This is a genomic window from Enterobacter cloacae complex sp. ECL72, assembly GCF_019056635.1.
In the GTDB taxonomy this organism is placed as follows: Bacteria; Pseudomonadota; Gammaproteobacteria; order Enterobacterales; family Enterobacteriaceae; genus Enterobacter; species Enterobacter hormaechei_C.
The window spans coordinates 3,898,749-3,913,693 of sequence record NZ_CP077659.1 but is presented as its reverse complement, the minus strand read 5'-3'; the positions used below and the strand labels follow the sequence as shown (position 1 = coordinate 3,913,693).

Here is a 14,945-nt window from a genome sequence, read left to right as displayed (position 1 = left end):
CAAAACCCTTTTGTGAGGCGTGACACCTTCTAAAGAGCAATTCATTCTTAAGGCCTTGCATTTTTAAGGGAATAGAAAATGCTCGTTTATTACGCTACACTTCGCCAATTCATGCGCATTCCAATGGGGGTTATCATGCGCACTACTAATGGCATTAAAAAATCAGTCAATGTTTCGTTAGCACCAGAAATTCTTGAAGAAGCGCGACGTCTTAAGCTCAATCTCTCTGCTGTACTCACGGCCGCTCTACAGGAGCAGTTTCGTGCGCATCAGCGCGCAGAGTGGTTAGCAGAAAATAAAGCGTCTATAGAGGCCATTAACCAGTGGGTTGATGAAAACGGCTCCTTTAGTGACTTTCAGAGGTCATTCTGATGGAGCAATATTTTGCTTATGCGAATGAAGGTAATGGGAAAAAAGCATATCCATGGCTTATTAATATGCAGCACCCTGTTGCTAATGTGATGAAACATGTACTGGTTGCTCCCGCCGTTGAATTAAGCCAGTTGGGCGGCATTCGTCCGCCTGCGAAAGTGTGCCCTGTCGTTGAAATCGCGGGTAAGTCCTGCGTTGTCATGATGCATATGCTGTCAGGCATCTCTTCAAAAGAGTTAGGTGAACGCGTTGCCGATCTTACTAACAGCAGTGCTTCATTGCGGGATGCACTCGATTTTCTGATCAGCGGTTACTAGGACTTTTTTGTCAGACGCAAGGTAAGGTATATTTCGCCCTTCACAGGAGAAACTATGCTGCCAACTCAATCAACCCGATTAAACAAATACATTAGCGAGAGCGGGATCTGCTCACGTCGCGAGGCTGACCGTTACATTGAACAGGGTAACGTGTTTCTTAACGGCAAACGCGCCACCATTGGCGATCAGGTAGTGCCTGGCGATGTGGTGAAAGTGAATGGTCAGGTCATCGAACCGCGTGATGCCGAAGACCTGGTGTTTATCGCGTTGAACAAGCCGGTTGGGATTGTCAGCACTACGGAAGATGGCGAGCGGGACAACATTGTTGATTTCGTGAACCACAGCAGCCGTATCTTCCCGATTGGTCGCCTGGATAAGGACTCTCAGGGGTTAATTTTCCTGACTAATCACGGCGATCTGGTGAACAAAATTCTGCGTGCCGGTAACGACCATGAGAAAGAGTACATTGTTACGGTGAACAAGCCGGTCACGGACGAGTTCATCCGGGGAATGGGCGCAGGCGTGCCGATTCTGGGCACCGTGACGAAGAAGTGTAAAGTCAGAAAAGAGGCGCCGTTTGCGTTTCGTATCACGCTGGTGCAGGGCCTGAATCGCCAGATCCGCCGCATGTGCGAGTACTTCGGTTATGAAGTGACGAAGCTGGAACGCACGCGCATCATGAACGTCAGCCTGTCTGGGATCCCGCTGGGCGAGTGGCGTGACTTAACGGATGACGAGCTGATCGAGCTGTTCAAACTTATCGAGAACTCCTCGTCCGAAGCGAAGCCGAAAGCTAAAGCCAAACCGAAAACGCAGGCGATTAAGCGTCCGGTGGTGAAGGCACCGCAGGCGGAAGAGAAAGGGCGGGGCAAGCCGGGCAACGGAAAACGCTTTACCCAGCCGGGGCGCAAAAAGAAAGGGCGCTGATTAGCGCCTTCCACGGGTTGATGTGCTGGCGGACCAGGAAAAAGTCGCCTCTGCATCGGGTTTATAAGCCTGCTCTTTTTTCAGCTTGCGGGCTTTTTTCGCCGCGGCATCACGTTGCGCCATCAGTTTATCGATGTACTCTTTTTTAACCTGATTGGTTTCGGCGTTCGTCAGCGTGCGGCCATGCGCGATGCGGGCGCGGTCGAGAAGCGTTTTCAGTTCGCGCTGCTCGGCTTCGGTCATGTCTTTCTGGGTCAAACGTGGTGTAGCCATTGCTGAAGCCTCCTGATGGGGAGGCTTCAGTGTAAAGCAAGCCGGGTCAATTAACCCTGTTTCACCGCATCTTTTTTCGGTTGGTCATCAATCGGCTTACCGGACCAGTATCCTGCTAACAGCGAACCGGACAGGTTGTGCCAGACGGAGAACAGCGCCCCCGGTAGCGCTGCCAGCGGTGAGAAGTAAATTTTACCCAGCGCCGCCGCCAGGCCGGAGTTCTGCATCCCCACTTCGATCGCCAGCGTGCGGCAGGTGGATTCGTCAAAGCCAAACAGCTTTCCGCCCCAGTAACCGCCCAGCAGACCAATAGTGTTATGCAGCACAACCGCGACGATCACCACAAAGCCCACCGAAGCGATGTGCGATGCGGAACCGGCTACCACGGCGCTGATAATGGCCAGAATGCAGACCATCGAAAACGCGGGCAGATACGGCTCAACCGCTTTCACCACCCGCGGGAAGAGATGGTGGATCACCAGCCCCAGCGCAATCGGGATCACCACGATTTGCAGGATGCTGAGCAGCATGCCCATCACGTCCACCTGGATATGCGCGTCCACATACAGGCGGGTTAACAGCGGCGTGGCAATCACGCCCACCAGCGTGGAAACCGACGAGATGGTGACGGAGAGCGCCACGTCGCCTTTCGCCAGATAGATCATGACGTTAGATGCCGTACCGCTGGCTACGCTCCCCACCAGCACCATCCCGGCGGAAAGGTCGGGCGGCATCTTAAAGGCCATCGCCAGCAGCCAGGCCGCGAGCGGCATCACCAGGTAGTGCAGGAAAATCCCTGCGGCAACCGGCGCCGGGCGAGACAGCACGCGTTTGAAATCATCAATTTTCAGATGCACGCCCATGCCGAACATAATCAGCATCAGCAGCGTGGTGACCCACGGACCAATGCCCGTGAACGTGGTGGGAGTGTAATACGCGAGTACGGAGAGCAGCAGCGCCCATAACGGGAACAGCCGCGTGATGGCGGATAACATAGTGGTTTCCTTGCAGTATTGTCGTGTTGTTTAGTTATGAAAAAGCCGGGTCTGTGCCCGGCTTGTAGATAATGTTTATCGTGCTAACGAATTTTATTCAAACAAATTCTGATGAAGTTTCTGCACCACCTGCTCCGCCTGGTCGGCTGGTACCAGGAAGCAGAGGTTGTAGCTGGACGCGCCGTAGCAAATCATGCGGATATTGAACGGGTCGAGCACGCCGAACACCTCTTTGCCCACGCCGCACGCGCGCGACAGCTTATTACCGATGATGGCAACCAGCGCCAGATCTTCTTCCACCTCCACGCGGCACAACTCGGAAAGCTCAATCAGCAGCGACTGCGTCAGCAGGGTGTCGCCGGTAGAGGTGGAGCCGGTGGTGTCGAGCGTCAGCGCGATGCTGACTTCTGACGTGGTGATCAGGTCCACGGAGATATTGTGGCGCGCCAGGATGCCAAACACTTCCGCCAGAAATCCACGGGAGTGCAGCATATTATGGCTGTGCAGGGTAACCAGCGTCTGCTTACGACGCAGGGCCAGCGCGCGGAACAGCGGTGGGTTCTCGGTTTTCTTGCAGACCAGCGTCCCGCCCGCCTTTGGATCTTTACTGGAGCCAACGAAGACCGGAATGTCGCTGCGCACGGCGGGCAGCAGCGTGGCCGGGTGCAGCACTTTCGCGCCGAAAGTCGCCATTTCAGCCGCTTCTTCAAAGGCGATCACGTCAATACGTTTTGCCGCAGAGACCACGCGTGGGTCGGTGGTGTAGATACCCGGCACGTCCGTCCAGATATCCACGCGGGTGGCGTGCAGGGCTTCACCCAGCAGGGCGGCGGTGTAGTCGCTGCCGCCACGGCCCAGCGTGGTTGTGCGCCCTTTGGCTTCGCTGCCGATAAAGCCCTGGGTGATCACTATGCCTTCATCCAGGCGCGGGGCAAGCTGCTGGTTAGTCAGCTCAGCCAGGGCTTCCACGTCCGGCTCGGCGCGGCCAAAGCGGTCGCTGGTGCGCATCACTTTACGCACGTCGAACCACTGCGCCTGAATATTGCGCTCGCGCATGATCTCAACGAACAGCAGTGTGGACATCAGTTCGCCGTGGCTGACCAGTTCATCGGTCAGTGCGCTGGAGGTGGCCAGCGACGCGGCTTCTGCCAGGGTGGTGATATTTTCCAGCAGGCGTTCCACTTCCTCACGAATGACGTTCGGGTTTTGCAGACGCTCGAGAATGTCGAACTGAATTTTGCGCAGTGCATCCAGCTTCACGAAACGCTCGGTCGCTTCCAGTCCTTCAGACAGGGAAACCAGCAGGTTCGTCACGCCGGCTGAGGCGGAAAGCACCACCAGGCGGGTATTCGGATCGGCCAGCACCACATCGGCGCTGCGGTTCATGGCATCGTAGTCTGCCACACTGGTGCCGCCAAACTTGGCGACCACAAAACTCGTCATAACAACCTCGTGTCAGGGAATGAATAGAGCGACCTTGGCACAAGAATGAAGCGAGAACAGGTGCAGGCGCAAAATACGGCCCTATAAATAAAATGCGGGGGAGGTCCTGTCAATGCTGGGATTATGCGGATTTTTCATGGGGGGGTACCCCTCAGAAACAGGACTTATAACAGGCCCATATTTTATGCTCCTTTTTCCCCCTTTTTGACCAACATTTCGCCACGCCGGAAGGGCGCGACAGCAGCTATACTTTTCGGGTCTTTTCACCTGCGTTTGATGCAGACCAGGGCAATGGCATAAAAACCATCACAATTTTTATTTGCAGGCGCTACAATCGACCGCAGTCACAATTCTCAAATCAGAAGAGTATTGCTATGAAAAACATCAACCCAACGCAGACCGCTGCATGGCAGGCACTACAGAAACATTTTGATGAAATGAAAGACGTCACTATCGCGGATCTGTTCGCGAAAGATGCCGATCGTTTCAGCAAGTTTTCCGCCACCTTCGATGACCTGATGCTGGTGGATTTCTCCAAGAACCGTATCACCGAAGAGACGCTGGCGAAGCTGCAAGATCTGGCGAAAGAGACTGAGCTGGCAGATGCCATCAAATCCATGTTCTCCGGTGAGAAAATCAACCGCACCGAAGACCGTGCCGTCCTGCACGTGGCCCTGCGTAACCGTAGCAATACGCCAATTATCGTAGACGGCAAAGATGTGATGCCGGAAGTGAACGCGGTGCTGGAAAAGATGAAAACCTTCTCTGAAGCGATCATCTCAGGTAGCTGGAAAGGCTACACCGGCAAAGCGATCACCGACGTCGTAAACATCGGTATCGGCGGCTCTGACCTCGGCCCGTTCATGGTGACCGAGGCGCTGCGCCCGTACAAAAACCACCTCAACATGCACTTCGTGTCCAACGTCGATGGGACTCACATCGCTGAAGTGCTGAAAAAGGTGAACCCGGAAACCACGCTGTTCCTGGTGGCGTCTAAAACCTTCACCACTCAGGAAACCATGACCAACGCCCACAGCGCGCGCGACTGGTTCCTGAAAACCGCGGGCGACGAAAAGCACGTGGCGAAACACTTTGCGGCGCTGTCCACCAACGGTAAAGCGGTGGGTGAGTTCGGTATTGATACCGCGAACATGTTTGAGTTCTGGGACTGGGTGGGCGGCCGCTACTCACTGTGGTCTGCGATCGGTCTGTCCATCATCCTGTCCGTGGGCTTCGACAACTTCGTTGAACTGCTCTCCGGCGCGCACGCGATGGACAAACACTTCTCCACCACCGCGCCTGAGAAAAACCTGCCGGTGCTGCTGGCGCTGATCGGGATCTGGTACAACAACTTCTTCGGCGCTGAAACCGAAGCGATTCTGCCGTACGACCAGTACATGCACCGCTTTGCGGCCTACTTCCAGCAGGGCAACATGGAATCCAACGGCAAGTACGTTGACCGTAACGGCAACGCGGTGGATTACCAGACTGGCCCAATCATCTGGGGCGAGCCGGGCACCAACGGCCAGCACGCGTTCTACCAGCTGATCCACCAGGGTACCAAAATGGTACCGTGCGATTTCATCGCCCCGGCGATTACGCACAACCCACTGTCCGACCACCATCCGAAGCTGCTGTCTAACTTCTTCGCCCAGACCGAAGCGCTGGCGTTCGGTAAATCCCGCGAGGTGGTTGAGCAGGAATACCGTGACCAGGGTAAAGATCCGGCTACGCTGGAGCACGTTGTGCCGTTTAAAGTATTCGAAGGCAACCGTCCAACTAACTCCATTCTGCTGCGCGAAATCACGCCGTTCAGCCTGGGTGCGCTGATTGCCCTCTACGAGCACAAAATCTTCACTCAGGGCGCTATTCTGAACATCTTCACCTTTGACCAGTGGGGCGTTGAGCTGGGCAAACAGCTGGCAAACCGCATTCTGCCAGAGCTGGGTGACGATAAAGCGATCGACAGCCACGACAGCTCCACTAATGGTCTGATTAACCGTTATAAAGCCTGGCGTGCGTAATAAATATGTCATGAACAATGCCGGCGATATGCCGGCATTTTTTTATCGGATAATTCCTGATGTCTGTTAGTTATCTCAAATTCTGAATCTGAGTTTAATCCGAAAAAGACGGTAACCCCGTTAATTGCTGAGGTTTATTTTAAGAAAATACGGAGTGATGCTTTAATGTTCTTATATTATAAATGTTTGATTTATAGTGATTATATATTTCCTTGATTCTATTTTCCTTCCACTTTTAACCATTAGTCTGAAAACCTCATCCCTATTTACCCCCACGGTAAACCCACTGCTTTAGTTGTGTATACTCGAATCCGCCTGAATTTCTTTTCGGGCAAATCTCCATTCATTCATTGAAGGGAAATTGTTATGAAGAAAGTACTGTATGGCATTTTTGCCATATCTACGCTTGCGGCGACGTCTGTCTATGCAGCTCCGGTCCAGGTCGGGGAAGCAGCAGGGTCGGCAGCGACGTCTGCGTCTGCGGGGAGTTCTACCGCAGCCAGCACCAGCGCCGTAAGTTCAGCCGTGGGTGTCGCGCTGGCGGCAACCGGTGGCGGTGATGGCTCCAATACCGGAACCACGACCACTACGACGACCAGCACCCAGTAATAACGGGTGTTTTAATCATAACCACACTTCGGTGTGGTTATTTCGCCCCTTCGGAGAAGAGTCGTGAAGCGACCTGCAATCATCCTGATTTGCCTGCTGTTGCAGGCGTGCTCAGCTACCACCAAAGGGCTGGGCCACTCACTGTGGGACAGCATGTTCGGCACGCCGGGCGTGCATCTGACCGATGACGAACTTCAGAACATGCCGTATGCCAGCCAGTACATGCAGCTAAACGATGGTCCGCAACTGTTTGTGGTGCTCGCTTTCGATGAAAACGGGCAGCAGAAATGGGTGACGCAGGATCAGGCCACCATCGTGACACAGCATTCCCGCATCGTGAAAACGTTGCTCGGCGGCGACAACCTGCTTGAGGTGAACAACCTGGCTGAAGATCCGCTCATCAAGCCGAATCAGATCGTCGATGGCGCAAGCTGGACGCGCACGATGGGCTGGACCGAGCATAAACAGGTGCGCTACGCCACGGCCCGCTCCACCTTCCGCTGGGACGGTACGGACAGTGTCAAAGTGGGCAGCGACGAAACGCAGGTGCGCGTGCTGGATGAAGAAGTGACAACCGATCAGGCCACCTGGCATAACCGCTTCTGGGTGGACGAAGAGGGGCAAATCCGCCAGTCCTTACAGTATCTCGGTGCCGGTTTCTTCCCGGTGAAGGCCACCCTGATCAAGGCGGCGAAATCATGAAAATGTTCATCCACATTGCGCTTCTCGCCAGCCTGACCTCGCCGCTGGCGTGGTCTGCGGGAACGGTACAGGTCTACACCCCGGACAGCGAAAAACCTAAAACCTTAACCAATGCCGGGCATCTGCTCGATCTGGTGGGGCAGCCGAGGCTGGCGAAAAGCTGGTGGACCGGGGCGGTGATCAGCGAGCGTCAGGCGACGATCGTAGCGGAACAAAAACATCAGGCGCTGCTCGCCCGACTGAGCGGGCTGGCACAACAGGAAGATACCGACGATGCCGCGGCCATTACTAGCCTGCGTCAACAGCTTCAGGCGGTTAAGGTGACGGGGCGCCAGAAGGTGAATCTGGATCCGGATGAGGTGCGCGTTGCGGAAAACGGCAATCCGTCGCTGGAAGGGGACTATACCCTGTGGCTTCCGGCTCAGCCTTCCACCGTCACCGTGATGGGGCTTCTCAGCAGCCCTGGCAAAAAGCCGTTTACGCCGGGCCGGGACGTGGCGAGCTATCTCGACGAGCAAAGTCTGCTCAGCGGAGCGGATAACAGCTATGCCTGGGTGGTCTATCCGGACGGGCATACGCAGAAAGCGCCGGTGGCTTACTGGAATAAACGCCATATCGAACCTATGCCAGGCAGCATCATTTTTGTCGGTTTTGCCGACCATTTCTGGACGAAAGCGTATGACGGGCTTAATGCCGATATCCTTCGCTCCCTGATACAGCGGATACCGGAATAATGAAAAAAACCTATCTCTACAGCATGCTTGCACTGTGCGTGAGTTCCGCCTGTCATGCAGAAACGTATCCGGCACCCATCGGCCCGTCGCAGTCCGATTTTGGCGGCGTGGGCTTACTGCAAACCCCAACCGCGCGTATGGCCCGCGAGGGGGAAATCAGCCTTAACTATCGCGATAACGATCAGTACCGTTACTACTCTGCGTCCGTGCAGCTGTTCCCCTGGCTGGAGACCACGCTGCGCTACACCGACGTGCGTACAAAACAGTACAGCAGCGTGGATGCCTTCTCCGGCGACCAGACTTATAAAGACAAAGCTTTCGACGTGAAGCTGCGCCTGTGGGAAGAGAGCTACTGGATGCCGCAGGTCTCCGTTGGTGCGAAGGATATCGGCGGGACCGGCCTGTTTGACGCGGAATACATCGTGGCCAGCAAAGCCTGGGGACCGTTTGATTTCTCACTCGGTCTGGGATGGGGCTATCTCGGCACCAGCGGCAACGTCAAAAATCCGTTCTGTACCTACAGCGATAAATACTGCTACCGCGATAACAGCTACCAGAAAGCGGGCTCCATCAACGGGGACCAGATGTTCCACGGCCCGGCCTCGCTGTTTGGTGGCGTGGAGTATCAAACACCGTGGCAGCCGTTACGTCTGAAGCTGGAGTACGAAGGAAACGACTACTCGCAGGACTTCGCCGGGAAAATTGAGCAAAAGAGCAAGTTTAACGTCGGCGCCATTTACCGCGTCACCGACTGGGCCGACGTTAACCTCAGCTATGAGCGCGGTAATACCCTGATGTTTGGCTTTACCCTGCGCACTAACTTTAACGACATGCGGCCGCACTACAATGACAACCCGCGGCCAAAATATCAGCCGGAGCCGCAGGATGCGATCATTCAGCACTCCGTGGTAGCGAACCAGCTGACGCTGCTGAAATATAACGCGGGCCTGGCGGATCCAAAGATCCAGACCAAAGGCGATACGCTGTACGTCATCGGCGAGCAGGTAAAATACCGCGACTCCCGCGAAGGGATCGAGCGCGCCAACCGGATCGTCATGAACGATCTGCCGGAGGGGATCCGCACGATCCGCGTGACGGAGAACCGCCTCAACCTGCCGCAGGTCACAACCGAAACCGATGTTGCCAGCCTTAAGCGTCATCTTGAAGGCGAACCGCTGGGACATGAAACCGAGCTGGTACAAAAACGCGTTGAGCCGGTGGTGCCAGAGAGCACCGAGCAGGGCTGGTATATCGATAAATCCCGCTTCGATTTCCATATCGATCCGGTGCTGAACCAGTCCGTGGGTGGGCCGGAAAACTTCTACATGTATCAGCTGGGGGCGATGGCGACGGCGGATCTGTGGGTGACCGACCACCTGTTGACCACCGGTAGTCTGTTCGGCAACATTGCTAACAACTACGACAAATTTAACTACACCAACCCGCCGAACGATTCAAAACTGCCGCGCGTGCGTACCCGCGTTCGCGAATATGTGCAGAACGATATCTACGTGAATAACCTCCAGGCCAACTACTTCCAGTACTTCGGCAACGGCTTCTACGGCCAGGTTTACGGTGGCTATCTGGAAACCATGTTCGGCGGCGCCGGGGCAGAAGTGCTTTATCGTCCTGTCGACAGCAACTGGGCGTTTGGGGTTGATGCCAACTACGTGAAACAGCGTGACTGGCGCAGCGCGCAGGACATGATGAAGTTCACCGACTACAGCGTCAAAACCGGCCACCTGACCGCCTACTGGACGCCGTCGTTCGCGCAGGACGTGCTGGTGAAAGCCAGCGTCGGCCAGTATCTGGCGGGTGATAAGGGCGGTACGCTGGATATCTCCAAACACTTCGACAGCGGCGTGGTGGTGGGCGGCTATGCCACCATCACCAACGTTTCGCCAGACGAGTACGGGGAAGGGGACTTCACCAAAGGGGTGTACGTGTCGATTCCGCTGGATCTGTTCTCATCAGGCCCAACCCGCAGCCGTGCGGCAGTGGGCTGGACGCCGCTGACGCGCGACGGCGGTCAGCAGCTTGGACGTAAATTCCAGCTGTATGATATGACCAGCGATAAGAACATTAACTTCCGCTGATGCTTATTTGCCCGGTGGCGCTGCGCTTACCGGGCCTACGAGAGTGTTTTTGTAGGCCGGGCAAACGCAGTGCCGCCCGGCAAGAATGTTCATCTGGACAAAACATAAACAAAAAATATAGATCCCCGTCACATTTTTGCGTTATACAGGAACCTCGCCCTGGAGAATGAGGTGCTGTATGACATCCCTGACGCGTCCGCGCGTTGAGTTTATCTCAACGATACTCCAGACCGTGCTGAACCTCGGTCTGCTGAGCCTTGGCCTGATCCTGGTCGTTTTTCTGGGTAAGGAGACGGTGCATCTGGCGGATGTGCTGTTCGCCCCTGAGCAAACCAGCAAATACGCGCTGGTGGAAGGCCTGGTGGTCTACTTTCTCTACTTTGAATTTATCGCCCTGATTGTGAAGTACTTTCAGTCCGGCTTTCACTTCCCGCTGCGCTATTTTGTCTACATTGGCATCACCGCCATTGTGCGGCTGATCATCGTCGATCATAAATCCCCGCTCGACGTGCTGATCTACTCGGCGGCGATCCTGCTGCTGGTGATCACCCTCTGGCTGTGCAACTCGAAGCGGCTGAAACGCGAATAAAAAAAAATGGCGGCCCGGAGGCCGCCGAATAACAGTCACAAGTTGGTTCAATACAATACGTCTAAAGTTGAGGGTTGCAGTGGCATAACAAATGAAACTTAACCTTTCACACCGCCCGCCGTCAGGCCGTTGACCAGCCAGCGCTGGGCCAGCAGGAACACCACGGTAATCGGGATGGCAGAGAGGACGGCCGCCGCGGCAAAGTCGCCCCACAGGTAGTTTTGCGGGTTGAGGTACTGCTGCATACCGACGGCAAGGGTGTAGCTGTTCACGTCGCGCAGTAACAGTGAGGCGACCGGGACTTCGGTGATGGCGGCGATAAACGACAGGATAAATACCACCGCCAGAATCGGCACCGACAGCGGCAACAGCACCAGACGGAACGCCTGCCACGGGGTTGCGCCATCCAGCGCTGCCGCTTCTTCCAGCGAGCCGTCGATGGTTTCGAAATAGCCCTTGATAGTCCACACATGCAGGGCGATGCCGCCAAGATAGGCGAAGATCACGCCGCCGTGAGTGTTCAGGCCGATGAACGGCACGTACTGGCCCAGACGGTCAAACAGGGCATACAACGCCACCAGTGACAGCACGGCCGGGAACATCTGGAAAATCAGCATCCCTTTCAGCAGCGTCGCTTTGCCTGGGAAGCGCATGCGGGCGAAGGCGTAAGCGCAGGTCGTGGAGAGCGTCACGATGCCGATCGCGGTGATGGTCGCCACCTTCACCGAGTTCCATAGCCACAGCAGCACCGGGAACGGCGGCGGCGTGACGCGGCCATCCGCGTGCTCCACGCTGAAGCCCAGCGCGAGCTTCCAGTGCTCCCAGGAGATTTCGTCCGGGATCAGACTCCCGGTGGCGAAGTTCCCCGAACGCAGGGAGATGGCGATAACCATCAGCAGCGGGAACATGATCGCCGCGATGAAAATCAGCAGGCCTAAGTGCGTCGCGAGGAGGCGCAGTTTCTGAGATTTGGGTTGTACCATTGCCATGTTCAGTGCCCTCCTTAGTCAAATTTCATACGTGTGGCTTTCAGGTTTACAATCGCCAGGGCGCCAACCAGCAGGAAGATCAGGGTGGCAATCGCCGCCGCCAGGCCGAAGTTCTGGCCGCCGCCGCCCTCGAAGGCGATACGGTAGGTGTAGCTCACGAGCAGGTCGGTATAGCCTGCCGGCGTAGTCGTACCGAGACGGTCCGGGCCACCGTTGGTCAACAGCTGAATCAGCACGAAGTTGTTAAAGTTAAAGGCGAAGCTGGCGATCATCAGCGGCGTCAGCGGCTTAATGAGCAGCGGCAGGGTAATTTTGAAGAAGTTCTGGAACGGACCCGCGCCGTCCATCGCCGAGGCTTCGTACAGATCGTCCGGGATAGCCTTCAGCAGCCCCATGCACAGGATCATCATGTACGGATAACCGAGCCAGGTGTTCACGATGATAATCATCGAGCGGGCGGTGGTTGGGTCGCTGAACCAGGCCGGTTTGATACCGAACAGCGCGCTCAGCATCATGTTGATTTCACCGAAGCTCTGGTTAAATAGCCCTTTGAAAATCAGAATCGAGATAAACGACGGCACGGCGTAGGGCAGAATCAGCAGCACGCGGTAAATCGCTTTGCCTTTCAGGGACTCCCACTGCACGAGGCAGGCCAGCACCATGCCCACGGCCACGGTCAGGATCACGGTCAGCACCGAGAAGACCACCGTCCAGACGAAGATGGCGAAGAACGGTTTCTGGATGCCTTCGTCGGTAAATACGCGGGTGAAGTTGTCCCAGCCGATGGTGACGGTATAGCCCGGGCTGAGTTTGTCGTCGCCCCAGCTGCCGTCGGCATTCACCGACTGAAAGAAACCGATATCGTTGTTCGGACGGTACTTCACGCCGCTCTGGTTGTTGGTCAGCGTGCCGTCATCCGCCAGAGTATAAAGCGGCTGCGTGCCGGAGAACTGGCGCAGCGAGCTCATGGTCACTTTGCTTTCGTCTGGCAGCACGGCGGTGAGCTGGGTCAGCGCCTGACGATTCTGGGTAATGATACGCAGGTTCGCACGTTCACCTTCCGGCAGGGCCGCAGCCTCTTTTAAGGCCAGCTTCTGCTCGCCGCCAAATTTGAACGCGTCGGAAAGATAGGTTTTGCCGCTCTCACCGTCAGTGAGCGCTAACTTCCACTCGTCACCCGTGGGATACAGGCCGAAGTTAAAGGTTTTACCCGCCTGGTAAGAACGATCCAGAAGCACCTGGGTGGCACGCTCCTGCGCGAGCTGGTTGGTGCTGCTGTAGTTGGTAAAGGCAATCGCGATGGTGCAGATCAGCGGAAAGAGGACAAACAGCCCCATCCCGGCAACGCCCGGGTAGACATAGCGCCAGGCGTACGCTTTACGGTTGGCGAAAATATACAGGCCAACCGAGCTTAAAATCAGCGTCATGATGGCAAACAGGTATTCCCCTTGCACGTACATTAAAACAACAAGGTAACCCACCAGCAGACACAGCAGACCTATCACTGACCACTTCAGTGCGTCGCTTTGCCACCAGTGTTTCTTTTTAATGACATCCATGGGGTTCTTCCTCTACAACGGTGGAAACTTATCGTCAGGTGGCGCTGCGCTTACCTGACCTACGGATCGTGCCGTAGTCGTAGGGCGGGTAAGCGCACGCGCCACCCGCCGTTTTTCAGACTTACTTAGTAATACGGCCCTGAGCATCTTTCAGTGCGGCATCGACACTCTGGCGACCGCTTGCAGCGTTGATGACCGCGGTACGGGTGGCGTACCAGAACGCAGCCATCTGTGGGATGTTCGGCATGATTTCGCCTTTCTGGGCGTTATCCATGGTGGCCGCAATACGCGGATCTTTCGCCAGCTGATCCTGGAAGGATTTCAGCGCAACGGCGCCCAGCGGCTTGTCCTTGTTCACTTCATCCAGACCCTGATCGGTCAGCAGGTAGTTTTCGAGGAACTCTTTCGCCAGCTCTTTGTTCGGGCTGGCGGCGTTGATGCCCGCGCTCAGCACGCCCACGAACGGTTTAGATGGCTTGCCGTTGAAGGTTGGCAGCAGGGTCACGCCGTAGTTGATTTTGCTCTTGTCGATGTTGGTCCAGGCCCACGGACCATTGATGGTCATCGCGGTTTCGCCTTTGTTGAACGCCGCTTCCGCGATGGAGTAGTCGGTATCCGCATTCATGTGTTTGTTCTTGATGAGGTCAACCAGGAAGGTCAGACCCGCTTTCGCACCTGCGTTGTCCACGCCCACGTCTTTCACGTCATATTTGCCGTTTTCAAACTTGAACGCGTAACCGCCGTCGGCAGCAATCAGCGGCCAGGTGAAGTACGGCTCTTGCAGGTTGAACATCAGGGCGGATTTACCTTTCGCCTTCAGCTCTTTATCCAGAGCAGGGATCTCTTCCCAGGTCTTCGGCGGGTTTGGCGCCAGGTCTTTGTTGTAAATCAGAGACAGCGCTTCAACCGCGATTGGGTAAGCGATCAGCTTGCCGTTATAGCGAACGGCGTCCCAGGTGAACGGGAACAGTTTGTCCTGGAAGGCTTTGTCTGGCGTAACTTCTGCCAGCAGGCCAGACTGCGCGTAGCCCCCGAAACGGTCATGCGCCCAGAAGATAATGTCCGGACCATCGCCAGTTGCCGCAACCTGCGGGAACTTCTCTTCCAGTTTGTCCGGGTGTTCTACGGTGACTTTGATACCGGTGTCTTTCTCGAATTTTTTGCCCACTTCGGCCAGACCGTTATAGCCCTTGTCGCCGTTAATCCAGATAACCAGCTTACCTTCTTCAATTTTGGCGAGAGCCGGTGCGGAAATCATCATTGCTGCGAGGGCGGACAATGCGAAAACGCGTGCGCCAGTCTTGATCTTCATATCT

15 protein-coding genes are annotated in these 14,945 nt (G+C 55.7%); 9 read left to right on the top strand and 6 right to left on the bottom strand.

Translation table 11 applies throughout. The features are described from left to right. Positions 1-78: 78 nt before the first annotated feature. From KTH07_RS18905 to rluF, 3 genes are read left to right on the top strand one after another with little or no spacing between them, the layout of a single operon-like run. Positions 79-372, top strand: a complete 294-nt coding sequence (locus tag KTH07_RS18905; RefSeq protein ID WP_017382609.1) for a type II toxin-antitoxin system CcdA family antitoxin — start codon at positions 79-81, stop codon at positions 370-372. After that, positions 372-689, top strand: a complete 318-nt coding sequence (locus tag KTH07_RS18900; RefSeq protein ID WP_017382610.1) for a CcdB family protein — start codon at positions 372-374, stop codon at positions 687-689. Before KTH07_RS18905 ends, KTH07_RS18900 begins: the two co-directional genes overlap by 1 nt. 54 nt (positions 690-743) lie before the next feature. Further along, a complete protein-coding gene (gene rluF / locus KTH07_RS18895; protein WP_003860347.1) occupies positions 744-1,616 on the top strand; it encodes a 23S rRNA pseudouridine(2604) synthase RluF in 873 nt (290 codons plus the stop codon). On the opposite strand, the gene KTH07_RS18890 is transcribed toward rluF, so the two are convergent. The 3 genes from KTH07_RS18890 to lysC all read right to left on the bottom strand — a co-directional run bounded on the left by KTH07_RS18890 (position 1,617) and on the right by lysC (position 4,327). Next, positions 1,617-1,889, bottom strand: a complete 273-nt coding sequence (locus KTH07_RS18890; protein ID WP_017382612.1) for a DUF3811 domain-containing protein — start codon at positions 1,887-1,889, stop codon at positions 1,617-1,619. It lies immediately after the preceding gene. A gap of 50 nt (positions 1,890-1,939) precedes the next feature. Beyond that, positions 1,940-2,884 carry a ketopantoate/pantoate/pantothenate transporter PanS gene (gene panS / locus KTH07_RS18885; RefSeq protein ID WP_023295757.1) on the bottom strand — a complete coding sequence of 315 codons (945 nt, stop codon included), beginning with the start codon at positions 2,882-2,884 and terminating at the stop codon, positions 1,940-1,942. 93 nt (positions 2,885-2,977) lie between these two features. Continuing rightward, positions 2,978-4,327 (bottom strand): lysine-sensitive aspartokinase 3, encoded by a 1,350-nt coding sequence (gene lysC, locus KTH07_RS18880; protein WP_006810501.1) that lies wholly within the window; start codon positions 4,325-4,327, stop codon positions 2,978-2,980. A gap of 374 nt (positions 4,328-4,701) precedes the next feature. Between lysC and pgi the strand changes: the two genes are divergently transcribed. The 6 genes from pgi (at position 4,702) to psiE (ending at position 11,081) form a co-directional block, all read left to right on the top strand. Then, complete coding sequence (pgi, locus tag KTH07_RS18875; protein ID WP_003860343.1) at positions 4,702-6,351, top strand: glucose-6-phosphate isomerase; 1,650 nt, start codon at positions 4,702-4,704, stop codon at positions 6,349-6,351. Positions 6,352-6,717: 366 nt separating this feature from the next. Beyond that, positions 6,718-6,960: an exopolysaccharide production protein YjbE gene (gene yjbE, locus KTH07_RS18870; protein WP_032620653.1), complete on the top strand. Its 243-nt coding sequence runs from the start codon at positions 6,718-6,720 to the stop codon at positions 6,958-6,960. Between the two features lie 63 nt (positions 6,961-7,023). Continuing rightward, entirely contained in the window at positions 7,024-7,662 is a 639-nt protein-coding gene (locus KTH07_RS18865; RefSeq protein WP_017382614.1) for a YjbF family lipoprotein, read from the top strand. Continuing rightward, positions 7,659-8,396, top strand: a complete 738-nt coding sequence (locus KTH07_RS18860) for a capsule biosynthesis GfcC D2 domain-containing protein (protein WP_015570167.1) — start codon at positions 7,659-7,661, stop codon at positions 8,394-8,396. The genes KTH07_RS18865 and KTH07_RS18860 overlap by 4 nt, the downstream gene beginning before the upstream one ends. Further along, positions 8,396-10,492, top strand: a complete 2,097-nt coding sequence (locus tag KTH07_RS18855) for a YjbH domain-containing protein (RefSeq protein ID WP_032620651.1) — start codon at positions 8,396-8,398, stop codon at positions 10,490-10,492. Before KTH07_RS18860 ends, KTH07_RS18855 begins: the two co-directional genes overlap by 1 nt. A gap of 178 nt (positions 10,493-10,670) precedes the next feature. Continuing rightward, positions 10,671-11,081: a phosphate-starvation-inducible protein PsiE gene (psiE, locus tag KTH07_RS18850; protein ID WP_000202963.1), complete on the top strand. Its 411-nt coding sequence runs from the start codon at positions 10,671-10,673 to the stop codon at positions 11,079-11,081. 98 nt (positions 11,082-11,179) lie between these two features. On the opposite strand, the gene malG is transcribed toward psiE, so the two are convergent. From malG to malE, 3 genes are all read right to left on the bottom strand, one after another. Beyond that, a complete protein-coding gene (gene malG / locus KTH07_RS18845; RefSeq protein ID WP_003860332.1) occupies positions 11,180-12,070 on the bottom strand; it encodes a maltose ABC transporter permease MalG in 891 nt (296 codons plus the stop codon). 14 nt (positions 12,071-12,084) lie between these two features. Further along, on the bottom strand, positions 12,085-13,629 hold the full coding sequence (gene malF, locus KTH07_RS18840) for a maltose ABC transporter permease MalF (protein ID WP_032620649.1): 1,545 nt from the start codon (positions 13,627-13,629) through the stop codon (positions 12,085-12,087). A gap of 121 nt (positions 13,630-13,750) precedes the next feature. Beyond that, the gene (gene malE / locus KTH07_RS18835; protein WP_032620647.1) at positions 13,751-14,941 is read right to left on the bottom strand and encodes a maltose/maltodextrin ABC transporter substrate-binding protein MalE; all 1,191 of its coding nucleotides are present in this window, start codon (positions 14,939-14,941) and stop codon (positions 13,751-13,753) included. Positions 14,942-14,945: the final 4 nt, after the last annotated feature.